This is a genomic window from Exiguobacterium sp. s163 (assembly GCF_018617135.1).
Lineage (GTDB): Bacteria > Bacillota > Bacilli > Exiguobacteriales > Exiguobacteriaceae > Exiguobacterium > Exiguobacterium profundum.
The window spans coordinates 270,987-297,733 of record NZ_JACSJN010000003.1; the positions used below are offsets into that span (position 1 = coordinate 270,987).

Genomic DNA, 26,747 nt, shown 5'->3' on the forward strand with positions numbered 1-26,747 from the left:
ATCCATTTCAATTTATTTTTCCGATAGGGCAAGTTCTGCCATTTTCAAGATACTCTCTTTTGATTTAGCTCCCGCCAAGAATCGAGCCGGATGGCAGAAGATGGCGTCGTCGATTCCGATGACAGCCCCAAGTTCTCCATCACGCTTACCTGCCCATGTTGCAGGTAAGTCTTTACGTGCATCAAAACTTCCATTCTCTTTCGTGACGACCTGGAGATAATATCCGTCAGGTTTTGGATACGTCACGTAGAGGAGTTCTTCATTTGTGTCGATTTCAGCCACGATTTCTCCCCACTCCGTATTTTCCTCAAGGACGAGCAATGCAGGATTCTTACGGTCATTAAACGCTTTGATGACCTCATCTTTTGATTTCAACATCTTATGAATGCCAACAACCTTATTCATGAAGATGTCGTTCGCCATATCAGTCGCTTGACTGAACGCCGTGTATTCTTCGATGGCAACGGCATCCTTTGGGATGCGGTGATTGAATTCAGCGATGATGCTCGAAACTGTCGGCACATTGACGTTTGATGACTCGAAAACATTTACCCCGTTATCGAAGGCGTCGATGGCTTGCACGAGTTCCTCATCAATCTTTTCAAACACGTAATCGATATGTTCTGATTCAAACCATGATTGTAAGAACTGTTTTCCGAAATCTCGCCAAATGAGCCCGAATGCCGCATAAGGGATACCATTCTCTCGATATTCTTTATCAGTTGTATGATGGTCGTATTTGCCACCACCCACATCAAAGACGATTTTAGCCTTTTCTAACGACTTTGGGTCACGACTTCGCATCAGTTCGTATCCTGGGAATACCTTCTTCAATACAACATAGGCGAACACTTCATCAGCGTGGAACGTACCGTTGTGTGTTGCTAAATACTTGATTTCTTCGTTCATATGTTCCTCCTTTATCGAGTCCTGGGACTTCCATTTGTTTTTAACTTTATATCCTACTTCGCTTTAAATCAGTTGATAAGATGAAGAGCTGTGTTCTTTTTAAGTTTACAACATATTTTGACAATAGTAAATAAGATAATTGTTATATAGTCAAAAAATGAGTATGATGATTGTATATCTCAACAAAGGAGGAATGGCTTATGTCTGCCATCGCATGTGCAATCAGTAAACTACCGATTAAGCCGGGCGAAGGGATGGTCTGCATCCCGCTACGTGCAAGGAACTCGTATTTTGGAGACCAGATGAAGATGGAAATCGAAACCGGTTCAACATTCACGTATTCAACAGATATTCTCTATCCATTCGGTTTTCCCATCAAAGGGAAGGCGGGTCATAACGTGGTGTTCGAAAGCATTGTTAAGGATGCGGGAGTGAAAGGACTTGAACGGTTCTTCAATCTGCCAATCAATGAACTGGTGCACATCTTGTCGAGAACATCTGAAGAGGTGGACTTGGATATACACCGAGACTTGAGAGTCTCCACTTGCATCTTTGTAAAGCGTAAAATTTATGATTATCTGGCACAAAGCCCGATTCCATCAATGTTTAACACTGATTTAGGAAAAGAATACGATGAGTTGCAAGATATGTTGAAAGCTTGGAATGAGAAAAAGAGTCAAAACTCCAACATGACCCCAGATGAAGAAATGTTCGATGAAATGAACCCTTTCAACCTACTTGGTTCAAGCAGAGTTCGATTATTTTCTACCGTGAGCCAAAGGCAGTATCTCTTTCGACAAATCTACAAACAAGAATTAATCGACAATACTATCCGTGAGCACTTGTTGGAGCTTCATGCTTTCATTGAAAATGTGGAAGATATCGGACAATATTTCATCCCCTCTTTCATGAGCGGTCATGAGTATGATGCGAATGCTCACAGGGAGCTCCATGAAGAATGTCGAAGCGAGCTTCAACATCAACTGCTCAAGTTGGAAGAAGAGGATGACTATTTTAGTTAAATAAAAAAGGAGCGTGTTTAATATGGGTTCATTCCACGTAGCGTGTTTAGTGACCGGTCTACAGATTCGGAGTGAGGAAGATGCCATGTTTCTTCCGATGAAACGAAGTCATCGCACATATCGAGAGAAGAACAAAAAGAACTTTGAGGCACCAATCGTATCTTCGACGGCGGATGAGCAATATCTGTTCGAGCCATATCTATTGCCAATCAAAGGACAATACGATTCTTACGGGCGTTTAAAAGACATTCAGCGAGACGACAATGTTGAGAAGATTGAACAGACATTTGGTCTCGCAATCAAGGATTTCATTGACGTTGTGACGTGTAATCGAAACTACGGTTCTCGTTTTTCTGAAATGAACAAGCACTTGATGGCTGAGGAAATGAAGGAAGTTGTATTTAATCCATTGTCATTCTCGTCTTCATTGACTGCTCTCGGGTTCACATCGCAATCGGAAGAAGGGGAGACAAGATACACTCATAAAGAGTGTGGTTTTCACATTTCGGTCTCGGTATCCAATGAAACGGAATCGGATGAATGTGTCGTGACGTATCGAGATGGTAGCTATAAAACCATTCGGAAGAAAGAATTTGGACAGATAGTAGACATTGCGATTCATGAGGATAACTATTTTTTAGGTATTGATGAAGCCAACCAAAGTATTGCGAGAGAATTACATGCGTTGAGTGGCGGGTTTATCAATCCACGCATCTACGAGAGACTCTCTGGTGACGGGAAGGTTCCATTTGGAAAGGTAACGTTATCAGAAGGGAGACCGTCGTTTGCGTTCTATTCGGACGACAAAGAAACCTTTGCGGCTCGCTTGTTTGCACTTCAAACGTTCGTGAACAACCTGTCTCGGTCGAATCGAATTCTAAAACCGTCCATCTCGATTAGTGAGTGGAATACTTCTTCAAGAGTAGAACTTCAACTCGGGTTGGTAGAGACCATCATTGAAGAAATTGACAAATTGGGGGTAAAACAATGAACAAGTTGTTGTTAGAGGTTGAATTGTTGAAATTTTGGAAATCAAGTGGTTTAAACTTTTTGTACAAGTATAAGCATCGGGTAAAAGGAGTCGCAGAGGAGGGGCTAACGAATCCAGAACTGTTCCATGACCTTACTTCCGGAGGACTGTTCCGAGACGTGCCTGATATTGCGAGTTACTCAGACTTGTCGGCAAATGAAGCCAAAGTGGAGATTGATGAATTGCTCTCGAAGCGAGAGACTCTTCTATCCCAAAATGAATGAATCAGAAGTCAGGGGAATCCCTGGCTTTTTTCTTTTTCCTTTATCCGGTTTGGTTCGGTTAGAATAGAGTCATATCAAATATCCTTGAAAGAAGGTATGTTCAATGCAGTTGCAAAGCGAACACCAAGACCTGTTCCAAAAGATTGTCACGGAATACTATAAGCATCAAAAGGATGCCTATCTTGAAGAATATCTAGAGTTTCAATCGATGGAAGCAAAAGATGAACGTCAAAAAAGATATCATCAACAGGAAAAATATAAATATAAGGGCATGATGGAAGCCCTTGTTCAACTCGGTGCGCATTATCGCATCACAAGAGAGATGATTCTGATAGAGGTATTGAAAATCAAAAAATTAGAACGTATTGTCGATGGGGCTGTCGAAGAGGAGTTAGAAGAACGTGGTTTATTGGCTTCGAGAACAGACGTCAGGAACTAAGCATTTTTCGGGTCGAGGGACATCATCCTTCGACCTTGTTTTTATGGATGACGCTATATTGCTCGTTTCGTTTGAATAAAACAGAAGAGAAAACGAAATACAGGGGGGATATAAATTGAAACAAGAAGAGTCACTCTATAAATTGTCGCACTACTACACGACGGACGAAGAAAAATATTCTATCTTCATCAAATCACCGACGGATACGGAAGATTTTATAAAGGTGATTGGAGCGATTTGCTTCAAGTTCGAGGAAGTGGTCGATGAGAGTATGGATATTGAAGAAACTCACCTCGCACAAATCCTGGAGAGTTTTTATGGTATGAAAGACGTGACCGAATCATCCAATTGGTTGTTGCCGTATACGACATTAGAAAGGAGTGAGTGGGAGGACGTGAACCGGTTTGAACACGATGGATTGAACATTATCCATATCGACCTTTACTCTGCTCGGGAGAATTGTTGTGGTAATGGATATAAGGAGTTGATGAATACGCACCTTCCGAAATCGGAAGAGTTTGAATCATTCATGAATGACCTGATTCCAATATATTTGAACAGTTGATGATTTTTCTGGATGACACTCGTCATCCTTTTTTGTGTTATCCCTTAAGCTTGTATGAGAACAAACAAAAAACAGCCAGTGAAGGGAGACGCCCGACCTGACTGTCGCAGAAGAAATATGAAAGAGAAAGGCGGTGAGTTGCCTTGCACTTTAGTTTTTTGACGTTTCATCAAAGAATAACGGCGGTTGGTCACACGTTCCGAATGTCCATGATGTCCCGGGTCTTAGGTTCAACGGATGGAATCTATTTGTTCCTCCCAACAAAGTTGAAAATAAGTCCCACGTTTTATCTACCTTCATATTTCCTTCCTCACACACTCGATAGAGTATGCTTCTCAAGGACAGCGAACGAGCAGTCTCATCCCCCGACCTTGAGAAACACACCCGATTAGAGGTATGCTTCGATTCCTTCCATCTCCACGATGGCGAGCACCGATTGTCGTTCGATTTCACGACTTAAGCGGTTCGCCTCTTTCTGCAACGTCTCGGAAAGCGATTCGTATGCAGGGATGTCATGCGTTACCGTTGTGACGGTCTGTGCGTTCGAGCCATAGCTTGATACAACAGATTTTGGTCGCATGGAACCCAGAGATGCGAAGATTCCGACTTTACTTCGAAGCTGTTTTACATAGTCGAGCGCACTCGCAAGATTCAACTCGACCGTTTTCCCATCGTGCGTCTCATGGGTAAATGTTGTCCCACGGTTCGCCTCATGAAGTTTGTCAGCAATCTGAATCGCAAGTGGATAGAGGGACTCCAACTTCCCTAGCGCCTCCTCATGTTCTTCAACAGCGACGACTTCTGTTTCGATGTCTCCCACGACTTCATGGAATGCGCCTTTTCGGACGACTCGCTCCGTTTTATGAATTTCATTACGAATGGTGGATTGGAGCTGTAGCAACTCTGAGATTGAGATTTTAGTCATTGTATCGACATCCTTTCGCTATTGGGCTTTTGATTTAGAAGTGGAGATGATGGGATTCGAACCCACGCACGTGTTACCGCCTAACGCCTTTCCAAGACGCCCTCTTGACCGTTTGAGTACATCTCCGTGTAAAATAATCCAATCAGTTTATACATATATATTAATTTAAATTTGTACTAAAGTCAAAAAACAAAGGTCTTACCCTTGAAGACCCTTGTCTTATGCTGATGTTGATGAACAACTTTCAAAGGAGCCGGTGGGATTCGAACCCACGCACGGATGAACGCCTAACAAGGTAGCAACCTGTCCTCTTAAACCACTTGAGTACGACTCCATATTTGGTGTGGGTGACAGGACTCGAACCTGCACGGCGTAAAGCCAGGGGATTTTAAGTCCCCAATGTCTACCAGTTCCATCACACCCACATAACGCCTAACCGACCTCCTGATTGCTTGGTCATCTAAGGGCATTTCACCCAAAGTGTCCCATAGTCTCTTCCTTTTAACGGTCTAGAAGAGACGCTCGTATCTACAGTTTTTCGTCCATGCAACGTGGACTAGACCCCCAGGTAGTAGCCTGTAATCCTTACAGACAGACAATCAGTTAGACAATCGTTTGTTAATCAGCGTTGCAGTACCTTTCACAAACGTAACGACCCATAGGGGATTTGAACCCCTCATCTCTGCAGTGACAGTGCAGTGCCTTCACCAAGCCGACCCATGAGCCATAATAAAAATTGGTACGGAAGAGGGGACTTGAACCCCTACGCCACGAAAGCAGTAGATTCTGAGTCTACCGTGTCTGCCATTCCACCACATCCGCAAAACAAGTTGAGAAGGCAAAACCCCTTACTGCCTAATCCTTCTCCCTGACAGAGAGGAACCGCTCTCCATCGCATTTTTTTATTGGGTTGCTCCTACGATTTCGGTTCTCGATAGGAGTGGCGAAAGCCCAGTACCGGATTTGAACCGATGTCTGCTGATTACAAGTCAGCCGTTAAGCCACTTAACTAACCGGGCATAATGAAATTGGTTGCTGAAACTCAGGAATCGAACCTGATTTGTGTAGCTTATGAGGCTACCCGAGATACCAACCTCCCGTCAGCAATAAAGTGACTCGTGATGGCATTGAACCATCCATATCTTCCGTATGAGAGAAGTATCTGTCCCACAGACGAGCCAAAATGAATAGGTATCAGCTATTGACCACCCTATATCGGCATCCATCGCTGTTGCATCAGACCCACACGATGTTCATCATCAATGTGGACAACAGTTGGTTCCGTCTGACAGGAGACCTGATGAATACCAATATACGAAGGTGAATAGAGCCAAGATTGTAGAGTATCAATTATTCATTGACCACCCTATATCAATATCCATCCCCACTGTATCAGAACCAAGTGATTCGTTTATCACCTGGACAGCAGTTGGCTCCTTCTGACAAGAGACCAAATGGATACCAATATACGAAGGTAAATAAATAGGAAAGGAGCCGGTGGGATTCGAACCCACGGTGGTGTGACCCACGACGGTTTTCAAAACCGTTACAATAACCCGCTCTGCCACGACTCCATCATACAAGTGGGATGAGTTGGTATCGAACCAACATCTCCGGATTTTCAGTCCGTTGCATGAACCTCCATTGCTATCACCCCAAATTCAATTCTTAGACAAATCATTACAACAAACAAGTGAGGGTTACCCGAAGTCCTCACGTCTCGTCTCAAAACCGTTTCAAAACCATCATGGGACAGGGATTTTTTCATAAGAGCCGAGATGTTTGTTTGACGACACTTTAACCTCTTGTCGAAGAGGGACATTTTGCAGAAGCTCTAGCGGGCTTGACGAACCATATCGCTTCTGAGGTACTGATGATTGGTATGAATGGCAGGGGATGAACCTGCACCTTTTCGTTTATTGGACGAATGTTCTACGATTAAACTACATTCATATGGTGAGGATTTAGTGATTCGAACACTATCAGCGTCATCGCAACGGGGTTACAGCCCGTCCTAGCTCTCCAACTCTAGCGAATCCCCATATTGGCTTACCCTACCGGATTCGAACCGGCGACATTCTGATTAACAGTCAGACACTCTAACCACTGAGTTAAGGGCAAGATGATTGGTATGGATGGTAGGATTTGAACCTACGGTCTCTCGATTATCAGTCGAACGCTTTACCACTAAGCTACACCCATATGGCTCACTCTCTCGGATTCGAACCGAGGACTTCCTGATTAACAGTCAGGCATTCTAACCACTGAATTAAGAGTGAATAATTGGTTTCGAGGGGAGGGTTCGAACCTCCGCATTTTCAGAGTCAAAGTCTGACGCCTTACCAACTTGGCTACCCCGAAATAATATATCCATGAGAAAACCTAGCAAAACCTCATAGTCAGCTGTCATCCCTCACACCCCTGGTTTGACCTGGGTTGCACTTCCTTCGTCTGTATACGTCGAGGTATACAATGCTCTGCGTCAGGATGTTACGTCCCTAGACGATAGGAATCAGGATGTCTGCGTTTTTCTCTCCACTTTCTACACGTTGTGCCACCTGTAACAGGGGGTAGGAGATAGGAACAATGTTTAGATTGACAGATGCCGTTACTCCGTAAACTTCATTGGAGTTTTGGTTGTCATGATGGTGAAGCGAACGAAGGGAATCGAACCCTCATTTTCTCGTTGGCAACGAGATGTTCTGCCGTTAAACTACATCCGCATGGTGGACTCGGAGAATTCCGACATCTCGACCTGTCGGTTATGAGCCGACTGCTCTTCCTCTGAGCTACGAGTCCAAATTGTGATAGCCTGTCCACTACTATCTCTATCCCCATAATTTTATATAGCGGCTATACGTTGGATTGGATAGTCTCCCAAACCGCTGATGACTCTGGTAGGATTCGAACCTACGACCCTCTGATTAAAAGTCAGATGCTCTAACCGACTGAGCTACAAAGCCAAAATATGAAGCACTAGGCAGGATTCGAACCTGCGATGACGCTATAGCGTGACGGGGTTGCAATCCGTCTCGTTCAACCACTTCGATACTAGTGCGTAAAAGCGAATGAAGGGAATCGAACCCTCATCCTCCCGTTGGAAGCGGGAGATTTTGCCGTTAAACTACATCCGCATAAGATTCACACAACTTCTTCCATGACTCCCTGTGCTATAGTCAGAATTCGTCGGGTAGGTTAGTCCCGATAGGTAGTGTTGTATTCTGATTTTTGAGATGAATGATTCTTTCAGACCAGTCGTACTGGCATCCGTAAGGATTTGCATCGGCTCTCCGTTTTTATAGCCGGAATTCAAGCATGCACCACACATGCTAGGATAGTCGTTCTATCTTACTTTTCATTCACCATGTATTCAGAGCTTTCCTCGCAAAGCGAGTTGTGTGAATCGACGAGGCTGACGGGAGTCGAACCCGCTATCTTCGCATAGACAGTGCGACGAATTACCGTTCTTCTACAGCCCCATGAGAAATCGTTGAAAGTAACGATTCATCTAAGCCGGAACGACAGGATTTGAACCTGTGACCATCTGAGCTTCAATCAGACACTCTACCAGACTGAGTTACGTTCCGAAATCCAAAGTGACGGATGATATTTAGCCAGGCTCTCCAAGCCTCAAATCATTTTGGAATTATTTAGCCAGGTGTCCCCACCTCCAAACGAATTTTATTTAGCCAGGTTATATCGAACCTCATACAGAATTTATATGCCAGGTATCTGCTCCCTCAATCACTTTTTAAAATTGGTGCCGGTTGAGAGACTCGAACTCACGACCTGTTGATTACAAATCAACTGCTCTGCCAACTGAGCTAAACCGGCAATGGCTGACAAGCGAGGATTCGAACCTCGAATCGGGTGTACCGCCCAATACTTTACCATAAGTTACACTTGTCAATAATGGTACCCGATAGTGGAATCGAACCACTGACTTCTCCTTGTAAAAGAGACGTTTTCCCATTAAACCAATCAGGCATAAACAGGGATAGCAGGAATCGAACCCACAGCTTGACGTCCGTAGCGTCACGTTTTGTCCGTTAAACTATATCCCTATGGTCTCCCTTGTAGGATTTGAACCTACAGCCTCCGCATCCCAAATGCGGCGCTCTGCCAAGTTGAGCTAAAGAGAGATGGTGGGAGCGGTAGGATTCGAACCTACGAACCGGATGGGACGGATTTACAGTCCGCCTGCGTTGACCGCTTGCATACACTCCCGAGCGCAGAGTAGCGACTCCGAATGTCGGCACTCTGCTAGAACTTGTCTACTCCCTACACCACTTTCGGATAGTGGGGAGAGCGGCTAGGTGTCATTTCACCTCTTTTCGGCATCAACAGACGCCATCGGGACAGCCACCGATGTTATTCAAAAACTCAAATGCAAGAATACCGGAATCGAACCGAGTACCTTCTGGGCTCCATGCCCAGACATCCTCCCAATTAGACCAATTCTCCGTTTGTATGAGTTGTTTGAACCAATTCCCTGTACGGGAATCGAACCCGTAACTCAGCCTTGAAAGGGCAGTGTCTTAACCGTTTGACCAACAGGGCTAAAATTGGCATGCCGAATAGGATTTGAACCTATGCTAATGATTTTGGAGACCATCGTGCTACCGTTACACCATCGACATACAAAGTGGAGAATGAGAGATTCGAACTCTCGACGCTTGCTTGCAAAACAAGTGTTTTTCCAATTAAACTAATCCCCCATAGCATCAGGCTTGCGACTCGACCTTACCGCAATTTAATCCGACTTGTGTGGTCTTTTCGCCTCATCGCACAGCGAACCTAATGATGTGTTGCCATTCTTGGCAAAGTCTACCCTGTAGGACTCGAACCTACGACCTCACGCTCCCAAAGCGTGCGCTCCACCAAACTGAGCTAAGAGTAGAGATTGGTAGTCTGTACGGGAATCGAACCCATAATTCCACCTTGAAAGGGTGGCGTCTTGACCGTTTGACCAACAGACCATAATAAATTGGGGAGACTATCGGGACTTGAACCCGAATACCTGCATTCACAGTGCAGTGCGTTGACCGGTTACGCCATAGCCTCAATTGAAATCCCGAAAAGTTTCGGATTTTCAATTCAAACCATGAAATGATTGATTGCCCCCATCAATCAGCCGCCTTATCGGAGGTGCTCCTATTCATCAGAAACCCTAGACTCCGTCGCCCCTGCCACCATGTGACAGGATGCTTTATCGACTCCCCGCTCTTCTGGGCTTTAGTGCCCAAGCTCACGAATTATTCAATGCATCGAGAAGGATTCGAACCTTCGGTCTCGGCGTTAAAAGCGCCTTGCTTTAGCCACTAAGCTACCGATGCAGGATGTTATTGTTAATATACAACATATTTTTACAATAGTCAAATTTTATTTTGTCTATATTCAAATTTTTTCGGTAATAAAAAACTACTCAAGCTTATGTTGAGTAGTCAGATGTCGCTTTCTTCGAATGCCGACACTTATGCCGGTGAAAGATGAATTGATTTGACAAGTCGCTTACACAATCCCTCGAATTTGAGGAATAGGGTGGTGGACATGTCCTTCCATCTTTTGAAGAAAGGATTCTGACTCTCATTATGCAATTTCCCTGTCCAAAATACACGTGCTTGAGGATAAGACGTGGCATCACTTGACGGGAGAATATTCATTTGCTCTACAAAACGCTTCATTATGTTCTTCAACATCATTAACCACTTCCTTTCCGTGTATATTTTGTGAGATTGCAATTCATTTTATCGTTCGCACTATATGGTAGCGAGACACCAATTTTTATAGTTGAGTCTTATTTATGTGGCTCTCGCCATTTCATTGATTGTTCGGATGCTATCCGTTCTTATCTTCTTGGTGAACCTTTTTGTTTTTAACGTGGAGCGGTTCTGCACCACATCTTCAGGTCTTAATCGATACCTTACAAGCGTTATATTATACCTTCAATCAAAATATTCATGTTTGATGAAAAAATATGGTTCTACCCTTGTAGAGCATCTGTATACTTACTTGATAAATCCATCATAAACGAAGATGATTCATCTGTCAACTATTTTTGACAAGATGTTTTTAATTAGGTTTCTATTACCTTATAAAGGTATTGTGGAAACCTTCAAATGACATCAAATCCCTACGATGACGTAAGGTGATAAAGAGGGATAACCCCTCTGTAGTCCGGACTACAGTCCGCCTACCAAAAAACACTTCGACTATCTTCTCTCAATGTTTGAGAGAGGGGTGAACGATTCGCCCACCCCAATAAAGAATTGTTGCAATACCCCCTGAGAGAATCGAACTCCCGACCGACAGGGTAGAAACCTGTTGCTCTATCCGCTGAGCTAAGAGGGCAAGATGGTGCCTCCTGAGAGACTCGAACTCTCAATCCTTGCGGCACCGGCTTCTAAGACCGGCGTGTATACCAATTCCACCAAGGAGGCAATATAAAGAAAAGAGAAAAAACCAAATGAGCCTTACAGCGACTTCGAACGATATGCTCGCGCATCACCTGCTTGCGAACCCTCTTTTCAAGGTAAAAGAATTCAGAAGGATGGAACTTCCTAACTGCATTCGATTCCAGTTTTTCTACCCCCTCCTGTTCCAAAGGATAGGGATGGTAATGCCCCTTGGCAGAATTGAACTGCCAACCCGTCCTTACCATGGACGTATTATCCCATTTAACTAAAGGGGCGAATTGCCTCTGCTCTACGTTTTTCACCGTAGTGAGAACGCATCTACTCAGAGGAGACTCCTGTTGGAGTGAAGTATATTCCTGCAGAAGGAAAGCCGAAAACCTTCTACAACTGTGAACAATCTTTCTCGGAAGACACACCATCAGCTGATTGGAGGTGTTGTTAGATGCTCAGTTTTTCGAGGGTGAAACGCCCTCTATCCCGTGATTGCTCAACATTTTATCCCGTTTCACAGCTAACCGGTTTCAGGCGGTGGGAAGCGACGTCATGCTTGTATCATAACTCTATTTTTGACAATAGTCAAATAAATTATTCCTGATATGTGTTCTACCCATTTTCTATTGAAAACAAAACCCTCCTTCTATTAAAAGAGGAGGGAGATGACCTTCGATTGGCGTGGGAGTCGAACCCATTCTGACCATGTCGCTCCCGAAGGATGCAACTGGTGCTCTTCCGTTGAGCTATACCGCACGAAAAAATAGACAGTCACCTTGATTAGGTGTTTAATAGGGCAGAGGAAAGACTAACTTTCGTGCCATACGTATACATTAATTATAGACAATGGTCAAAATAAAAATAACTATATAGTATAAAAGGGGGACAAAGAATGGTTCTAACTAAACAATTACAAGATGTACTCACGAGGCAAAAACAAAAATGGGAAGAGATTTGTGAGGATTTGAAACGGTTCGAAGAAGACCCGTTGATTCTCATAACGAAGGTGTTCAAAGGCGGGGACTTGTTTTTAGCGGAACGTCTAAAGCAAGAAGGTGAGCAAAAACTTATTGATGCTCATGATTATTGGATACAGCATCTTCTCCCTTCGTTACATGAATATTTTTCGGAGGATGGAGTGGAGCTAAAAGTGGAAGAGGGATTAGCTCTATCGCACATCTACATTGAATTTGAAGGTGAACTGGTAGCGCACTTCTCTCCATATTGGAGAACATTCGTGAGTTATGGGGTACCAGGGAAAGAATCGTTAATGACTGAACGGCATAAGATTGAGGAAGAGTTGAAGATTTTAGAAGAGGAGAGGGAAGCCAAATATCTACTTTACGAAAATCCTTCGATTTTAGCTGAAGACGACATCGTGAGATATACAAAGGCAATCCTGCGTCCGAAGAAATTTAAAGAAGACATGAGAGTGTCAATAGAAGAGGTACATGAACGAATTGGGGTCGCACAAAGGAAGTTGGTCTCCATCACCAATGAATTGGAATATAAAGAGATGCAGTACAGGATTGTCGATGATTGCTTGGAGAAAATTAAACGAAAAGTGTCTCGATGGAATGATTTTGTGTTCATCGACGCTTCGAAGGAGGAACTAGAATGAAACAAAATGATGAAAAATTGCCAGAATTAAATGCAAATACGGAGAACAACGAAAGAAATGGATTTTTGAAAGGATATCTTCCATATTTGTTGTTGGGTCTGATGTTAGCTTTTGCAATCCGGCTCATCATTTCACCGACTGTGGTGGTTGGGGAGAGTATGGAAGGTAGTCTACACGATGGAGATTATCTCATCGTAAACAAACTCGCCTATAAAGTAGGTGAACCTGAATATGGAGATGTTGTGATTTTGGATGCGGATGTAGTGCCTGGACATGAGGTCTATATCAAACGGATAGTTGGATTACCAGGCGATGTACTCGAATCTAAAGAGGGTATCCTATATCGGGATGGAAAACGAGTCGATGAACCATATGCGTTGGAGACAATGGAATCAGAAGATTTCAAGTTGGTCGTTCCAGAAAACGAAGTCTTTGTTCTTGGTGATAATCGTAATAATTCTGCGGATTCAAGAGTTTTCGGCACACTAGATTACAAGGATGAGGTAATCGGGAAGGCTCTCATCCGGTTGAACCCGCTCGACCAAGGATACAAGTATGAGCAATAACTGAGACATAAGAACACCTGATGATTCGGGTGTTCTTTGTCATGAAAAAAAGATAAAAATCCCTTAAAAAATATTGACTATAGTCAAAAATTTATGTATATTTAGTTTACAAGGTCGTAACGTCAAAAAAAGCATCCCACAAGAAGTCGGATGCTTTCATTATGTGTAATAAAGTAATTTAGTGAACGATAACCTTCCCATCAATCTCAGATGCCTTGACCGTACCGATGATACGAGAGTCAACTGTGTCGATAGAGAGGTTGTCACTAAGCAAGTAGTATTCGCCTTCAGGGACAACGATATCCCATGAACCGTCATTCTCAGGAGTGCCTAGCTCAGAGAGCATCTCAGCAGTGTAGAAGTCTGTGAGTGGAGAATCGTTACGATATAAGGTGTTGTTTTTGAATTCAATTTTATCACCTGGGAGACCTACGACACGCTTGACAAGCGGTTCGAATTCTTCTGGATTGGCTGTCACAATATCGCCGAACTTGATTCCTTCGAAGTTGAAGGTGCTATCAAGGACAAGTATAGATTGCGCATCTTGCAATGTAGGGGACATACTCATCCCGCTTACATTGTTTTTTTCTGTGACGATAAATGTGGCTAAGACGATGGTCATCACTAGACCAACAATAAGCGACAAGTTTACCAAATGGTCTTTTCGTTTCAAGAAGACCAACTCCCTTCCTACGGTGAAAAAAGATTCACACTCCTTATATAGGTTCATAGTGCTAGTGTTTACTTAGGAACGCCATCGAGCGTTCTTTTTTATTATGCTAATACCATTACCTTAACACAACTATAGCATCCTTAATTTTTCCATGTCAACATTTTGTGTCAAGGTTTTTTTATAGACACTATATATAGGTGTATCGTTAATGGTGTTCACTAGTGAAAAAAACCGCTCAACAGAGCGGCTTCGGAAGTGTTTTACCTATTTTGAATATATAGAAAAAATTTTTGTCCAAATATTGAAATTTTGAGCCGTTTACGTCAAGTGAGACACTACATATTGATTGATGGCGTTCGAAGTGTCTGACATGTAGGAAGCAATCAATTCATGGTTCAATTCATTCTCTGCATGTTCGACCTTAACTGTATAGATTAAATCAAGGCAGTATGAGGATGTTTCGATGTTGTTGTAGAGGTGTTCGCCTCTCTTAACTTCGACAAGGTCATGTTTCTCAACTGAAGATTTTAAGAATTCAGATGTCAGCTTGTTTAGTCGTAAGACTGCAAATTTTGCAATGAAACCATTTTCCTTCACAAGCTTTGGAACCTCCACATCGGATACTCCGAAATACTCTTTGACCCATTCAACATCTAGCTCGAATGTTTGAATGAATGTGAGATTCTCACGCTCTACATCACTATGTGAAGTAAAATCAATATCTGTCTTCATCTTCTCAAGGATAGACTCACGCAGGGCATCATACTCGCCTCGCAACTCTTCCAAAGTCTTCATGTACGACGGTTTTGCCATAAGGTAAGTTTTAAAGTCATCGAGTAGCATGTCTTTATTGGTCAGTTCTACTTGTGTATCGACCTCAATCAACTTGTTTTCCGTCATATTCTCGACATGGAACAATAGCGCCTTCCGGACAACTTCTGAATGGTTCACGTTTAACAGTTCTTGCTTCATGCTGATGAGCTCTAAGCCCAATTGATTTAGTTTTTGCATATTTTCATCGACCTCCTAGTGTTTTTTTTCAATTTCTGCACTATTCTATGCATCTCGAAGACTTTCACAAATTCAAAGCGTCGAATAGGAAAGTAAAACACGATAAATTTGACTATTGTCAAAAATAATCAATATAATTAAGTAATCATAAGAATGAGTAATCACTAATAAGGAGTTGGTCGTAATGAAAAAGAAAAATGTATTGATTTCAATCGGTGCTCTGGCATTATTGGGTTTCGGCGCTTATCAGGTTGTCCCGAATGCTACAGAAGACGCAGTGATGGAAGCGAGTGTCATGAAGGTGAAAGATTTCGAAAAACATGAAAATCTAAAGTTTGAAGTCATGGACACTTCAGGGTTGACCGATAAGAATTTGTCGAAATGGTTTGAAGAGAACAAGGAAAAGAAAGGTGAACATCTATACTTCGACAATCAGAAGACCTATGTTCTTCTTTCTCCTGGTACAAAAGCAGAAGAAGATACAACCATTTGGTTTGATGGTCTTAAGAAATTGAATGATGATACATTAATTGTTGGCTATAAATTGGTATCCGGCAAAGACCTTGGAATCAAGGTTGAAAAAGGTGTCATCCGAACAATGCTTATTGCAACAGAGGGCAAATATGACAAAACAAAAGCCATTGAGGTAGAACTCGAAGAATCCCCAGTCGATGCGACTGATGAAGAGGAACAATCCGAAGCGTCTAAAGATGCCTCCAATGGTGACAAGAACGAATCCTCGGAGGATGGACAAGCCGAAAACAAGGGCGACAAATAAGCAAGAAAAAAAGGAGCCGATTGGAGGCTCCTTTTTCTATGCAGATAATGATGCTTTTGAAAGCATACCCTTAGATTTAGTTGACTTCATTGAATCGAATTGCCTCGTTCACGACATCGGACAGATTTTTCTTACCTACAAATCCAATCTTATAGGCAGGAGGAGTCGCAGGTTGAATTGGTCTGTTAGGCTGACCGTTCAATCCTTTTCTAACGCCAGTCAAATTGACCTCGACCTCTACAATCGTGTTATAAGGTAAATCTTTATCGAGCCCCACTTTACCAGAAACGAAACTTGTTCCGGATGAGCGTTGAAGTTTGCCTGTGGAGAATGCCAACGTTCCATCAGGTTTTGTGAATTTAGCGACATATTCCCCTTCGATGATGTAGTCTGAAGGATTCCCTTTGCCCAAGCCATAATCTACTTGGAACTCGAAGTTTGACCCAGACAACAACTCTTCGTTGAATCCAAATTCTTCTTTTCCTGCATAGGAAACCGGTGTGAATCCATCTGAATACAGTTTAGGGTTACGGTTTTGAGTCAAGATGAAATCAGTGACACTTAGTTTTGCAAACGTGACTTCTTGTGATTTGACAGGTTCACTAGTTCGATTGCCCGCCACGTCCGTTAAATACAAGTGTACCAACCCTTTCTCTCCTCCGGGATATCCATCTTCTTCGAATGGGATGCTCAAACTCTCAGTAGATGATGGGTTGTTAATCGTTGCATATGCGGTTCTTTCCTCAACTCCATCCTTCACTCTAAAAATTTCAATCGTCTCAACTCCCGACAGCTCATCGTAGATGTTCTTAATATCGAGATTCACATCATATGAAGACGCCTCATTCTCTCCGCTATTCAACATCGCAGTCGCCGAAGGAGTTTTTCTATCCAATCCGATTCGCTTTGTAACGGTATCAGATGCAACAGACTGTCTGTTGGACATTTTGACGACTTGCATGAACGCATTGAAATAACCATCCGAAGCAATCGGAATGACATACGGTTCAGACGTGAAAGTGAACAATGTCTCATCCCCTTGCTTAGTCTCCTTGTATCCCTGAGGCAAATTAGGACGAGTTAATGCGATGGTATTGTCCCATTTCTGAAACGAGCCCGGAGCAACAGCATATTTGATTTGACTCAATTCGCCAAACTTGGATGCTCCAGTGGCATGAATGGAATGCCTTCCAGATTCAAAATCATTCTTATTAATCCAGTCTGGTGTATTCGACAAATCGACATCAGGGGCATGGTTTTCAATCATGAACCGTGTGATGACATTACTCTTGATATTACCTGCGACATCACGGAATTCAGCTTCGACTACCCAGTAACTATCTGTGTCTTTGGTGATGGAGGGAATCGTGTAGTTCTTCATCGCCTTGTAGCTTTCCCAAGACGTAAATATTGACCCTGAACCCGGTCGGTCTTCTTGATATACACGATAACGCATATCTTTCACTCCAGAGTGTGCGTCATCCGATTCAAAGTGCAACTTGACCGTCTCCCCAGGAGAGACAATGAGCAACTCTGGTTGATTTGGCACAGATGTCATAGTTAGCGACTTTTGTGTTTTGACCTCTCCATCAATACCGACAAACGTGTAGGTGTTGTTCTTTCCCACTCGGAAATTTGTGTTTGCAGTTGTTACGACTCCATTTGGTAATCGGACTTGAGGTGTGCCATTCAATTTAACAGAGATTAAATCATTCGTTACGGCAGTCAAGGTGAACGTATCTGAAACCGCTGATGCATGATAGGGGGCTACGAATTGGAAGCCCGAAAATGCAATGGCAAATGCGGTGGACAAGCTGACAATCGTTTTTGTTGAACGTTTATACATACTGTCACGCCCTTTCTTTTTTTAGCTATCCTATTCTCATCAATCGAGAAATATCGAACGGTAGTAGGTTTGACATGCTATTTTTTTTGACAGCTCCTGAACGTGCTTCTTAAGAGCAGTGAACACATATCATGTTCGAGTGGATATTTTTTTGTCAGTCTATCGGTTTATGTTTCGGGAAAGTTGCCCATACGCAAAACAAAGCATGGCACGGATGAATGAATAGCCAAAGTCTGATTTGCATAGCCTTCTGAGTAGAAAGTAACTAAACGAGAAGTCTTGCAGACTTCTAAGGAAGGGCGTGATATTCATGACGGAAAAATATGATGGGACGAATATTGACATTTTGGATGGATTAGAGGCAGTCCGAAAGAGACCAGGAATGTATATTGGGAGTACTGGTACGAGAGGCTTACATCATCTGATTTGGGAAATCATCGACAACTCTATCGACGAACACCTAGCCGGATATTGTGACCAAATTCAAGTAACGATTCGAGAGGACAACTCGATAGAAGTTCGAGACAACGGGAGAGGAATCCCTGTAGATGTACATCCGAAGACTGGATTTAGTGCCGCACGGGTCGTGTTCACCATCCTTCATGCGGGAGGAAAATTTAACAATGGCGGATATGCGTTTTCAGGAGGACTTCATGGAGTAGGCGCCTCGGTTGTAAATGCGCTATCCGCTTACGTGGAAGTAGAGATTCATAAAGATGGGCATATTTATTTTGACCGCTATGAGCATGGAGGGAATCCTGTCATTAAGCTGATGCGCTCAGGCGAGTTGCCCGTTAAAGGTAAAACCACAACTACAGGGACGACAGTTCGGTTCTTGCCAGATGACACAATCTTTGAAACGACCACTTGGAATCTGGAGACGATTGAAAGACGGTTGCAGGAAAGTGCGTTTTTGAACAGAGGGTTGACCATTGTGTTGAAAAATGAAAAGACGGGATACCAGAGAACCTTTCACGAAGAACGTGGGATTGAAGGTTTTTTGAACCTCATGAATGAGGATAAGACGACGCTCACTGACATCATCTCATTTTCAGGCAAATCGAATGGGATTTTAGTGGATGTCGCCATGCAATATACAAGTGATTTTTCAGAACAAATCATCAGCTATTGCAACAACATTACGACGATTGAAGGCGGGACACACGTCACGGGACTCAGAAGTGGATTGACCCGGCTCATGAACAGTTACGGGAAGGAGCTCGGGATTTTAAAGGAGTCCTTGGACGGAAAAGATATCCGAACCGGTCTAGTCGCTGTGATTTCAATTAAACATCCAGACCCGCAATATGAAGGTCAAACAAAAGGGAAGCTAGGTTCCACGGATGCACGTGGAGCGGTTGAGGATGTGGTCTTGAACGATGCTCCAAAACACTTCGACGTATTTATCGATGATGCAAAGCACATCCTGGAAAATGCGTTGAAAGCTTTGAAGCTTCGAAAAGCGGAAGACCGAGCAAAAGTGAATTTTCAGTCCAAAGGAATTCAGTTGCAGACGAATGGGAAGTTGACGAATGCAGGGTCACGGAAACCAGAGGAATGCGAGCTCTTCATCGTGGAGGGGGATTCTGCGGGCGGAACGGCTAAGGCTGGCAGAGACCGTCGGACTCAAGCCATTCTTCCTTTGCGTGGGAAGGTGTTGAATGTAGAAAAAACATCATTGGAAAAAGCGTTACAGAATAAAGAGATTCAAACACTATTTTCTGCGCTTGGCTGTGGCGTCGGAGAGTCGTTTGACATCAAAAAGTTGAAATACAACAAAATCATCATCTTAACGGATGCTGATGTTGATGGGAGCCACATTCGAATTCTACTACTGACCCTCCTATATCGTTTTGCACCTGCGCTTATCCATGAAGGGTTTGTATATAGAGGATTACCTCCTTTGTATAAGGTTGTTTTGAAGACGACAGGCAAGAAAGAAGAATTCTTATATGCCTACTCTGAAAAAGAATTGGCGCAAATGAAAGCAACACTCGGAACAAAAATTCGTAACATCCAACGGTTCAAAGGTCTTGGAGAAATGAATGCTGACCAGTTATGGGACACCACAATGAATCCGGAGACTCGTCGCTTAGGAAGAGTTCAGATTGAGAACGCTATCGGGGCGGATAAAATCACATCCGTTTTGATGGGAGAGAAGGTTGAACCACGCAAGCAATTTATCTATGACCATGCCGAGGATGCAAAGGTCGCAATCTGACATTAATAGAGGGCGGGAGTAGTCCCGTCCTTTTTTAGGAGGGACACATATGACATTAAATAAATCACAATCAAACACGCTCAAACTATTAGCCATTCTATTCATGTTGATTGACCATATCGGTGCGATTTTGTATCCGCATCTTGAAATATTAAGGATTGTCGGACGCATTGCCTTTCCTTTGTTTGCTTATCAGCTTGCTATCGGATTCCGCCATACACGAAATCCGTTCCAACAGTTGAAATACTTATTTTTGTTCGGTCTGATTTCACAAATCCCTTACATGATTGGATTTGGTCTTACGGAAATAAGTCTAAACATATTTTTCACACTGTTCATGGGCTATGCACTTGTCCTTGCGATTGAAAAACAACGATATGGCGTAGGTGCCGTGATGGTGATTGTCGGTTCGGCGATACCGCTAGACTACGGGATATATGGTCTCTTGCTACCTGTTATGTTTCTTTTGCTATCGAGTAGACCCATTTCTCAATTCCTTGCATTTACCTTCGCAACGACATTGTACTCGTTGGTATTGTCACCACTCCAAATCTTTGCGGTTCTCGCCTTCGTGGTGTTGCTTGTGGTGAAGATGACCCCAGGACTCAACGTGTCTGTGTCCAAGTGGTTATTCTATGGATTTTATCCGGCACATATCGTGGTGCTATTCATCCTGTTCAAGTGGGTAGGGTGAGCCAACTTGCATGAATCAAAGACAATTGAACTATCATTGAGAATACTCTGAGAAAAGACAGAAAAGGGAGTTGATACAATGGGAAAAATGAAAAAGAAAAATGTTCATTCTCTTTACGAAGAGGTCGTGAATATAAGCTATGAAGAAGAAATGAAACAATCATTCATGGATTACTCCATGACGGTCATCACTGACCGTGCGTTACCGGATGTAAGGGATGGATTCAAACCCGTTCACCGTCGGATTCTATATGCGATGAGGATGATGAACCTGACATATGACCGTCCGCATAAGAAATCCGCCAGAATTGTCGGAGATGTCCTTGGTAAGTATCACCCACACGGAGACTCAGCCGTGTATGAGGCGATGGTTCGACTATCTCAAGACTTCAAGGTGCGAGTTCCATTAGTAGATGGTCACGGTAACTTCGGTTCGATTGATGGAGATTCACCTGCCGCTATGCGCTATACTGAAGCTCGATTGACCGAGGAAGCTTTATATATGTTGCAAGACTTCGAGAAGGGCGTCGTTGAGATGAAAGAAAACTTTGATGGGAGTGAAGAAGAACCCGTCGTGTTACCTGCTTTAATACCACAATTATTTATAAACGGAACGATGGGTATCGCTGTTGGAATGAATACAAGTATTCCGCCACACAACCCAACTGAAATCATTGATGCGTCACTGCATCTCATCAAAAAACCGACTGCCTCATTAGATGAAATCATGGAGTTCGTAAAAGGACCCGATTATCCGTCTGGAGGAATGATTGTCAATGCGGATGATATGAGAGACATGTATGAGTCTGGACAAGGGACGGCGGTCATCCGCTCGAAGATTAAAGTAGAGCCAGGTCAATACGGGAAGACTAATCTGATTATCGAAGAGATTCCATACACATTTTCAGGAAGAAAAGAGAAACTTATCAACGACATCATCGACATCGTCGTCAATACGAAGAAGTTGCAAGAGATTAGTGACGTTCGTGATGAGAGTGACCATTCGATACGCATCATCATCGAATTGAAAAAAGGTGTGGACGCAGAAAAGTTCCTGCATAAATTATACCGCCACACGAAACTTCAAGACTCGGAGAGTTACCGCTTCATTGCACTTGTTGATGGAAAACCTGAACATGTGGGGTTGCTCCCTTATCTACACCACTTTTTATCATTCCAAAAAGAGTTGTATCGCAAGCGATTTGAATATCTTCTGCCCAAGGCTGAAGCCCGAAGAGAATTATTGGAAGGTTTTTTATATGCGATTCCGGTCATGGATGTGATTATTGATGTTGTTCGAGGGTCGAAGGACGTCAAGCAAATGAAAGCATGTCTGACAACAGGAGACACAACCGACATAGAGTTTGGGATGAAGAAACACCAGAAAGTAGCTTCGAAGTTTGGCTTCACACCTACACAAGCTCAGGCTTTACTGGATATGAAGTTGCAACGACTAGGAAAACTCGAAGTCCTGCATGTCCAGAGCGAATACGATGAGCTGATAAAAGAAATTAACTTCTACCAGAGTGTATTGTCAGACGAAAGATTGATGATGAAAGAGATTCGCAAAACACTGCAATCCTACAAGAAAAAGCATAGTCGAGAACGGATGACGGTCGTCACAAACCAAAAGACCCAGGTTTACAAGGAAGAGGTCAAGGAGTTTGACGTCCAGATACAAGTCGATAAATTTGGATACGTAAAGGCATTTGAAGGTGGTACTGACGGTGACACCGAGTCGGTGCGGCAATCAATGCTTGTGAAGAACACCGAGCGATTGGTTGCAATGACGACAGATGGCATGGCAGTACAGCTAAAGGTCGAAGATGTTCCAAGAGCCAAGGGTAAAGAACGAGGGAAGCCGATACAAGCTCTTGCCAACATGGAAAAGAGTGAAGCATCTGTCTTTCTTATCCCGAAGTCTGAATTGTTGGATTCCACCCTGCTGTTTGTGACTAAAAAAGGTCGTGTAAAGCTTATTAAAGGTTCGGAATTTGATACAAATCGTTCGAGCGTGCTTGCCCATAGGTTAGACGAGGGGGACAAGGTCTTGTTTGTCGGCAAGGTGACGAACGAGGTAATCCTTGTGTCCAAAGAGAACAAGGTGTTACGTTTTAAAACTTCTGGCATTCACTATCTGAAACGAAATAGCAAAGGCGTTACAGGAATGAAACTAAGACTTGATGATGAGGTGCAGTTGTGTCATCCGGTGACGGACGAAGAGGACAGAATCGTCCATTCAGGTATAGACTTGCCACTATCCGACATCATCAGAACTAAAATAGCGACATATGGCAAGGGTTATTGAGACAGGTCAATCAGACCTGTCTTTTTGCTTACACATAGAGCAGAAGTTGAATCGAATAAATTTGACTATTGTCAAAAAATAAAACTATGATAGATATAACAGCGACAGTTGAAATGGGTCGCAAACTACACATACAGATAGAACAATGAAAGGAGTTGATAAAATGTTACGACAAGAAAATTATAATCGAATCACTATTCATTCAGAGAACCAAGACATTATTCGACGTATCGTATCAAGACTATTGCTTATGGAGGGGAAGGGAGATGTGACCTGGACGAAACAGGAGGTTTATATCACGACATCGAAGAATCATATCCCGTATTATGCTCGGATGTTGGTCAGTACGTGGTTCGGAATCATCATGAATGATTTAACTTCTGAAGAATTGAAAGATGATGAAAACTGGCATATGTGGAAAGATGATTTTCGTTTTAGAGACTTCTTATTGAACGATGAACGATATGAAGCAATCAAGGAAGAACTCACATTAGGATTGAACAGTGGATATATCTCGATTGAACAAATGATTCAAGAATCACCGACAATGAAATCCTTGATAACCTCTATCCTAGATGAAGTCGTAAGCGGTGCGATTGCTGAAAAAATGAAACAGAACGGATATGTATAAATGAACAATGATTCTGAGGTTAATTCAATCGTAGCGCTAGGGATTGACCAAGGGATTGCAAATGTGGGGTTTGGACTCACAACGTTGAATGATATCGGCGACGAAGTTCTTCTTCATTCAGGAGTATTTAGAACGTATGCCTCAAACAGCGACGCTATACGTATCTTTCAAATCTTTGAATTCATAAATAAATTGATACATTCATACAATGTTGATGTGATTGGGTTAGAGAAATTGTTTTTCAATCCTGTGGAAAAGACCACAGGAAGAAACAGGTCTGCTTCCATTATGAGAACTCAGATGGTGTCCGGAGCAATTTACCTCTTGGGTGGGATACATCAACTACCCGTTGCAGATTACACGCCAGGTACAGTAAAAAAGATTTGCACCGGAAATGGACGAGCATCGAAAGATGATGTCGTCAAACGCATCGAGGAGATTGCACAAAAGAGCGGAGTAGTGGTTAAAAACAATCATGAAGCGGATGCTGTCGGAATCTCATTGACAGCTCTCCGAAAACATTATGAAGCGATAGAACAAAAGAAAAGGAGTTGAGAATATGTCGAATCATTGGAAATATACGATGCAAAAGCATCGAGGGAAGATTTGGGTCGGAGGTTCGCTCTTGGTCACCGCACTCGTTTCAGGGGGACTATGGTTGGTCGTCAGTGAAGACTCTCCATTTTCAGAGACGAAAGAAGCTGTCAATTATTTGGCGGACTATTCGATTATGGCGAAATCGGATGGTGGGTTCGACTTGGTGCGAGTCGAGAACGGCGAACTAGTCGGTCAATTGCCATCGATTACAAGTAAACCAATGGCATACAAGGCTTCTACAGACCATGAGAAGTTATTTGCATTCGATGGGGATACGTTATATCAGGTTCAAGAGGAATCCGGTGAACTATCATCCAAAGTTCTCGCAAGCGGATTTGCAGGGAACACGCCAAATCAATTCAGTACTGATGGAAAAACACTTGCTGTCTATGATGATAAATTGAAGACATTGTCCATCTCGGACATTGCATCTGGCGCAAAGACAACCATCGACGACATTCCGGTTCTGAAAGATATTTTGATTCAGAACGAAAGTGTCTTTTACCTCACTGAGAATGAAATCGTAAAAGTCTCGAACGGGGTGGCATCGAAGATTGAAGTAGGCGAGACGTTGACATCGATGCAGGAGTCAGATGGAAATATCGTTGTTCACAGCAAATTCGGTCAGGACAAGGGTGAAAACATCGTACTCTATGTCAATTCCGAAACGATGGACATTGAAAGTCTACAAAAGACAGGTGCTACGAACTCACTCATGCTTACAAACGATGATGGGGAAGATTTCATTCTTGTCGGACACAGTGTCAATGGGGATACGCCATCTTATGAATTTGTTCGATACGGAATCCGAGATAATCGTTTAGAAAAAGATGATTTGACGTTGCGAATCCCGATAGAGGCAAATGAGATGGAGTACAAATCGACGAACCATGTTGTCGATAAAGATTATATCTACATGCAATCGCCTACCGGCTTGAAGGTCTATGACTTGAAGACTCAGCGTGTCGAACACGATATTCCATATGATGTCGAGTATGCAATGCCTGTCATCATTGAGAAAGGAGACGATACAAAATGAAAGTGAAAACATTGAGCGTGTTACTGATGTCGCCACTTCTTGTCCTTGCAGGTTGCGGGGACAAGGATGCCGTGGTCGCCCCGGACAAAGAACCTTCACAGGTAGAGGCGGAATATAAGACTGAATCAGGGGACAAGAAGAAATTGAGTGTATATGATGTTTCAACATTGTTCACCGGAGAAAAGTTTCTAAAGGATTACAAAGACGAACTTGCAAAGCATGGATACGAGGAACCGGTCAAAGAAATCCTTTTGGCTGATGGGGACGTGAAAAAGATGGGAGCCATCTATCAAGTGGAGGATGGTTTGGCTGTATTGGAATATGATGATGCAACGAAGTCGGTAATCGCCGTCACGAGCTTTGAAAATATGAAGCAAGTCGAAATTCAAGAGAAGAAGACGATGCTCTACGCACTAGAGAATGAATTGAATCAATCGACAGACGAAATTCAAAAGAATGCTCTACAAAAAGAAATTGACCAAGGGTGGCAAGAAATCGCCGAACTTGAGCAGGGTCAACACTGAGCAATGATTATTTCTTCAATAAGTTTAATAGACTAACGAGAATACTTTTGTCAACGCTATCTATAATGAGAGTAAGCAAGGACAAAAGGTATTCTTAAACCAAAAAGAATTTACTTCAAAGGGAGATGAAAGTTATGGAAAAAAAGAGATTCACATTCGGAAGTTTGTTTAAAGGACAAGAAGAGGGAACTGCAGTCGGTTACGTTGAAGGTTGGGTAACTGGAGATTTGCGAGATGGTACCGGTGAAAAACCTGTTACGAACTTCCAAATCGTCACACACAACCGTGCGAAAGAATTTAATTACGCTTTAGGTACTGAAGCCCCTGTCACTGAAGACGGAGCGGTATTCCTAGACGTTGCGGCTTGGGAACAACTTTCAGGACGTATCAAAACGGCAGGCGTTCGCAAAAACTGTCTAGTCGGTATCTCTGGATTCTTTAAAGTCGAAGAGTTTGATGGCAAAAAACGCCTCAAAATCGTCGCACGAGACTTCAAGGTTGTTCGCTATCCAAATGATGGTGCGGATGCCCCGAAAAAAACAGCGGAAACGGTTCCGGCTTCAGCTTCAGCACCTGCTGATGATGACCTCCCGTTCTAAACAAACATTTCAAGAGAGACATTATGTCTCTCTTTTTTTTGTTTCATGTATTGTACATTCTCTGCATAGTATGAGAGATAGAAAATTATTGGCGTAGGTGACTACATTTTATTTTAATG

General features: G+C 42.9%; 21 protein-coding genes and 37 tRNA genes. 16 read left to right on the top strand and 42 right to left on the bottom strand.

Annotation, left to right across the window (positions count from 1 at the left end):
* Nucleotides 1-12: 12 nt before the first annotated feature.
* A complete protein-coding gene (locus KNO71_RS10220; RefSeq protein ID WP_214688494.1) occupies nt 13-909 on the bottom strand; it encodes an MYG1 family protein in 897 nt (298 codons plus the stop codon).
* Between the two features lie 200 nt (nt 910-1,109).
* Between KNO71_RS10220 and KNO71_RS10225 the strand changes: the two genes are divergently transcribed.
* The 5 genes from KNO71_RS10225 to KNO71_RS10245 all read left to right on the top strand — a co-directional run bounded on the left by KNO71_RS10225 (nt 1,110) and on the right by KNO71_RS10245 (nt 4,189).
* Nucleotides 1,110-1,931, top strand: a complete 822-nt coding sequence (locus KNO71_RS10225) for a hypothetical protein (RefSeq protein WP_214688496.1) — start codon at nt 1,110-1,112, stop codon at nt 1,929-1,931.
* A 22-nt stretch (nt 1,932-1,953) separates the two neighbouring features.
* Nucleotides 1,954-2,922, top strand: coding sequence for a hypothetical protein (locus KNO71_RS10230; RefSeq protein WP_214688498.1), 969 nt, complete (start codon nt 1,954-1,956; stop codon nt 2,920-2,922).
* Nucleotides 2,919-3,185 (top strand): AIR synthase family protein, encoded by a 267-nt coding sequence (locus tag KNO71_RS10235; protein ID WP_214688500.1) that lies wholly within the window; start codon nt 2,919-2,921, stop codon nt 3,183-3,185. Before KNO71_RS10230 ends, KNO71_RS10235 begins: the two co-directional genes overlap by 4 nt.
* A 103-nt stretch (nt 3,186-3,288) precedes the next feature.
* Nucleotides 3,289-3,624, top strand: a complete 336-nt coding sequence (locus KNO71_RS10240; protein ID WP_214688502.1) for a hypothetical protein — start codon at nt 3,289-3,291, stop codon at nt 3,622-3,624.
* Between the two features lie 115 nt (nt 3,625-3,739).
* Nucleotides 3,740-4,189 carry a hypothetical protein gene (locus KNO71_RS10245; protein ID WP_214688504.1) on the top strand — a complete coding sequence of 150 codons (450 nt, stop codon included), beginning with the start codon at nt 3,740-3,742 and terminating at the stop codon, nt 4,187-4,189.
* Between the two features lie 388 nt (nt 4,190-4,577).
* On the opposite strand, the gene KNO71_RS10250 is transcribed toward KNO71_RS10245, so the two are convergent.
* From KNO71_RS10250 to KNO71_RS10435, 38 genes are all read right to left on the bottom strand, one after another.
* The gene (locus tag KNO71_RS10250; RefSeq protein WP_214688506.1) at nt 4,578-5,114 is read right to left on the bottom strand and encodes a hypothetical protein; all 537 of its coding nucleotides are present in this window, start codon (nt 5,112-5,114) and stop codon (nt 4,578-4,580) included.
* A 41-nt stretch (nt 5,115-5,155) separates the two neighbouring features.
* A tRNA-Ser gene (locus KNO71_RS10255) sits at nt 5,156-5,240 on the bottom strand.
* A gap of 122 nt (nt 5,241-5,362) precedes the next feature.
* Nucleotides 5,363-5,448, bottom strand: a tRNA-Ser gene (locus KNO71_RS10260).
* A 5-nt stretch (nt 5,449-5,453) separates the two neighbouring features.
* A tRNA-Leu gene (locus KNO71_RS10265) sits at nt 5,454-5,539 on the bottom strand.
* A 227-nt stretch (nt 5,540-5,766) separates the two neighbouring features.
* Nucleotides 5,767-5,840 (bottom strand) — tRNA-Asp (locus KNO71_RS10270).
* An 11-nt stretch (nt 5,841-5,851) separates the two neighbouring features.
* Nucleotides 5,852-5,936: transfer RNA gene (locus KNO71_RS10275), tRNA-Leu, on the bottom strand.
* Nucleotides 5,937-6,062: 126 nt separating this feature from the next.
* A tRNA-Thr gene (locus KNO71_RS10280) sits at nt 6,063-6,133 on the bottom strand.
* A 470-nt stretch (nt 6,134-6,603) separates the two neighbouring features.
* Nucleotides 6,604-6,688 (bottom strand) — tRNA-Ser (locus tag KNO71_RS10285).
* A gap of 10 nt (nt 6,689-6,698) precedes the next feature.
* Nucleotides 6,699-6,771: transfer RNA gene (locus KNO71_RS10290), tRNA-Phe, on the bottom strand.
* A gap of 221 nt (nt 6,772-6,992) precedes the next feature.
* Nucleotides 6,993-7,067, bottom strand: a tRNA-Ile gene (locus tag KNO71_RS10295).
* A 92-nt stretch (nt 7,068-7,159) separates the two neighbouring features.
* A tRNA-Asn gene (locus KNO71_RS10300) sits at nt 7,160-7,235 on the bottom strand.
* 6 nt (nt 7,236-7,241) lie between these two features.
* A tRNA-Ile gene (locus KNO71_RS10305) sits at nt 7,242-7,316 on the bottom strand.
* Nucleotide 7,317: 1 nt separating this feature from the next.
* Nucleotides 7,318-7,393, bottom strand: a tRNA-Asn gene (locus tag KNO71_RS10310).
* 5 nt (nt 7,394-7,398) lie between these two features.
* A tRNA-Gln gene (locus tag KNO71_RS10315) sits at nt 7,399-7,475 on the bottom strand.
* Between the two features lie 291 nt (nt 7,476-7,766).
* Nucleotides 7,767-7,837 (bottom strand) — tRNA-Gly (locus KNO71_RS10320).
* 1 nt (nt 7,838) lies between these two features.
* A tRNA-Ile gene (locus KNO71_RS10325) sits at nt 7,839-7,913 on the bottom strand.
* A gap of 90 nt (nt 7,914-8,003) precedes the next feature.
* Nucleotides 8,004-8,077 (bottom strand) — tRNA-Lys (locus KNO71_RS10330).
* A gap of 9 nt (nt 8,078-8,086) precedes the next feature.
* Nucleotides 8,087-8,172, bottom strand: a tRNA-Cys gene (locus KNO71_RS10335).
* Between the two features lie 5 nt (nt 8,173-8,177).
* Nucleotides 8,178-8,248 (bottom strand) — tRNA-Gly (locus tag KNO71_RS10340).
* Nucleotides 8,249-8,521: 273 nt separating this feature from the next.
* Nucleotides 8,522-8,593 (bottom strand) — tRNA-Asp (locus KNO71_RS10345).
* Between the two features lie 34 nt (nt 8,594-8,627).
* A tRNA-Phe gene (locus KNO71_RS10350) sits at nt 8,628-8,701 on the bottom strand.
* Nucleotides 8,702-8,872: 171 nt separating this feature from the next.
* Nucleotides 8,873-8,948, bottom strand: a tRNA-Thr gene (locus tag KNO71_RS10355).
* Between the two features lie 2 nt (nt 8,949-8,950).
* Nucleotides 8,951-9,023 (bottom strand) — tRNA-Tyr (locus KNO71_RS10360).
* 4 nt (nt 9,024-9,027) lie between these two features.
* Nucleotides 9,028-9,101, bottom strand: a tRNA-Val gene (locus KNO71_RS10365).
* A 5-nt stretch (nt 9,102-9,106) separates the two neighbouring features.
* Nucleotides 9,107-9,178 (bottom strand) — tRNA-Arg (locus KNO71_RS10370).
* 1 nt (nt 9,179) lies between these two features.
* Nucleotides 9,180-9,256, bottom strand: a tRNA-Pro gene (locus KNO71_RS10375).
* A 1-nt stretch (nt 9,257) separates the two neighbouring features.
* Nucleotides 9,258-9,341 (bottom strand) — tRNA-Tyr (locus tag KNO71_RS10380).
* A 161-nt stretch (nt 9,342-9,502) separates the two neighbouring features.
* Nucleotides 9,503-9,578: transfer RNA gene (locus KNO71_RS10385), tRNA-Pro, on the bottom strand.
* Nucleotides 9,579-9,602: 24 nt separating this feature from the next.
* A tRNA-Glu gene (locus KNO71_RS10390) sits at nt 9,603-9,673 on the bottom strand.
* A gap of 7 nt (nt 9,674-9,680) precedes the next feature.
* Nucleotides 9,681-9,754 (bottom strand) — tRNA-Trp (locus KNO71_RS10395).
* Nucleotides 9,755-9,760: 6 nt separating this feature from the next.
* Nucleotides 9,761-9,832 (bottom strand) — tRNA-Ala (locus KNO71_RS10400).
* Between the two features lie 108 nt (nt 9,833-9,940).
* Nucleotides 9,941-10,014, bottom strand: a tRNA-Pro gene (locus KNO71_RS10405).
* Nucleotides 10,015-10,018: 4 nt separating this feature from the next.
* A tRNA-Glu gene (locus KNO71_RS10410) sits at nt 10,019-10,093 on the bottom strand.
* 9 nt (nt 10,094-10,102) lie between these two features.
* A tRNA-His gene (locus tag KNO71_RS10415) sits at nt 10,103-10,178 on the bottom strand.
* A 199-nt stretch (nt 10,179-10,377) separates the two neighbouring features.
* Nucleotides 10,378-10,450: transfer RNA gene (locus tag KNO71_RS10420), tRNA-Lys, on the bottom strand.
* Between the two features lie 942 nt (nt 10,451-11,392).
* Nucleotides 11,393-11,465: transfer RNA gene (locus KNO71_RS10425), tRNA-Arg, on the bottom strand.
* A gap of 4 nt (nt 11,466-11,469) precedes the next feature.
* Nucleotides 11,470-11,554: transfer RNA gene (locus tag KNO71_RS10430), tRNA-Leu, on the bottom strand.
* A 180-nt stretch (nt 11,555-11,734) separates the two neighbouring features.
* Nucleotides 11,735-11,805: transfer RNA gene (locus KNO71_RS10435), tRNA-Thr, on the bottom strand.
* A 608-nt stretch (nt 11,806-12,413) separates the two neighbouring features.
* Here KNO71_RS10435 and KNO71_RS10440 point away from each other — a divergent pair.
* Both KNO71_RS10440 and lepB (KNO71_RS10445) read left to right on the top strand, forming a co-directional pair.
* A complete protein-coding gene (locus tag KNO71_RS10440) occupies nt 12,414-13,142 on the top strand; it encodes a hypothetical protein (RefSeq protein ID WP_214688508.1) in 729 nt (242 codons plus the stop codon).
* Complete coding sequence (gene lepB, locus KNO71_RS10445) at nt 13,139-13,708, top strand: signal peptidase I (RefSeq protein ID WP_214688509.1); 570 nt, start codon at nt 13,139-13,141, stop codon at nt 13,706-13,708. The genes KNO71_RS10440 and lepB (KNO71_RS10445) overlap by 4 nt, the downstream gene beginning before the upstream one ends.
* A gap of 178 nt (nt 13,709-13,886) precedes the next feature.
* Here lepB (KNO71_RS10445) and lepB (KNO71_RS10450) read toward each other — a convergent pair whose 3' ends face one another.
* Both lepB (KNO71_RS10450) and KNO71_RS10455 read right to left on the bottom strand, forming a co-directional pair.
* Nucleotides 13,887-14,381, bottom strand: coding sequence for a signal peptidase I (lepB, locus tag KNO71_RS10450; protein ID WP_214688510.1), 495 nt, complete (start codon nt 14,379-14,381; stop codon nt 13,887-13,889).
* 318 nt (nt 14,382-14,699) lie between these two features.
* Nucleotides 14,700-15,392 carry a hypothetical protein gene (locus KNO71_RS10455; protein ID WP_214688511.1) on the bottom strand — a complete coding sequence of 231 codons (693 nt, stop codon included), beginning with the start codon at nt 15,390-15,392 and terminating at the stop codon, nt 14,700-14,702.
* 184 nt (nt 15,393-15,576) lie between these two features.
* Here KNO71_RS10455 and KNO71_RS10460 point away from each other — a divergent pair, with 184 nt between their 5' ends.
* Nucleotides 15,577-16,170 (top strand): hypothetical protein, encoded by a 594-nt coding sequence (locus tag KNO71_RS10460; protein ID WP_214688512.1) that lies wholly within the window; start codon nt 15,577-15,579, stop codon nt 16,168-16,170.
* Between the two features lie 76 nt (nt 16,171-16,246).
* On the opposite strand, the gene KNO71_RS10465 is transcribed toward KNO71_RS10460, so the two are convergent.
* Nucleotides 16,247-18,016, bottom strand: a complete 1,770-nt coding sequence (locus KNO71_RS10465; RefSeq protein WP_214688513.1) for a hypothetical protein — start codon at nt 18,014-18,016, stop codon at nt 16,247-16,249.
* A gap of 310 nt (nt 18,017-18,326) precedes the next feature.
* Between KNO71_RS10465 and KNO71_RS10470 the strand changes: the two genes are divergently transcribed.
* The 8 genes from KNO71_RS10470 (at nt 18,327) to KNO71_RS10505 (ending at nt 26,628) form a co-directional block, all read left to right on the top strand.
* Nucleotides 18,327-20,237 (top strand): DNA gyrase/topoisomerase IV subunit B, encoded by a 1,911-nt coding sequence (locus tag KNO71_RS10470; protein WP_214688514.1) that lies wholly within the window; start codon nt 18,327-18,329, stop codon nt 20,235-20,237.
* A gap of 49 nt (nt 20,238-20,286) precedes the next feature.
* Nucleotides 20,287-20,931 carry a TraX family protein gene (locus tag KNO71_RS10475; protein WP_214688515.1) on the top strand — a complete coding sequence of 215 codons (645 nt, stop codon included), beginning with the start codon at nt 20,287-20,289 and terminating at the stop codon, nt 20,929-20,931.
* A gap of 78 nt (nt 20,932-21,009) precedes the next feature.
* On the top strand, nt 21,010-23,238 hold the full coding sequence (locus KNO71_RS10480) for a DNA gyrase/topoisomerase IV subunit A (RefSeq protein ID WP_214688517.1): 2,229 nt from the start codon (nt 21,010-21,012) through the stop codon (nt 23,236-23,238).
* A 163-nt stretch (nt 23,239-23,401) separates the two neighbouring features.
* On the top strand, nt 23,402-23,869 hold the full coding sequence (locus tag KNO71_RS10485; protein WP_214688519.1) for a hypothetical protein: 468 nt from the start codon (nt 23,402-23,404) through the stop codon (nt 23,867-23,869).
* Nucleotides 23,870-24,424, top strand: a complete 555-nt coding sequence (locus KNO71_RS10490; protein WP_214688521.1) for a crossover junction endodeoxyribonuclease RuvC — start codon at nt 23,870-23,872, stop codon at nt 24,422-24,424.
* Between the two features lie 4 nt (nt 24,425-24,428).
* Complete coding sequence (locus tag KNO71_RS10495) at nt 24,429-25,505, top strand: hypothetical protein (protein ID WP_214688523.1); 1,077 nt, start codon at nt 24,429-24,431, stop codon at nt 25,503-25,505.
* A complete protein-coding gene (locus KNO71_RS10500) occupies nt 25,502-26,029 on the top strand; it encodes a hypothetical protein (protein ID WP_214688526.1) in 528 nt (175 codons plus the stop codon). The genes KNO71_RS10495 and KNO71_RS10500 overlap by 4 nt, the downstream gene beginning before the upstream one ends.
* Before the next feature lie 134 nt (nt 26,030-26,163).
* Nucleotides 26,164-26,628, top strand: coding sequence for a single stranded DNA-binding domain-containing protein (locus tag KNO71_RS10505; RefSeq protein WP_214688528.1), 465 nt, complete (start codon nt 26,164-26,166; stop codon nt 26,626-26,628).
* The last annotated feature ends 119 nt before the right edge of the window (nt 26,629-26,747 follow it).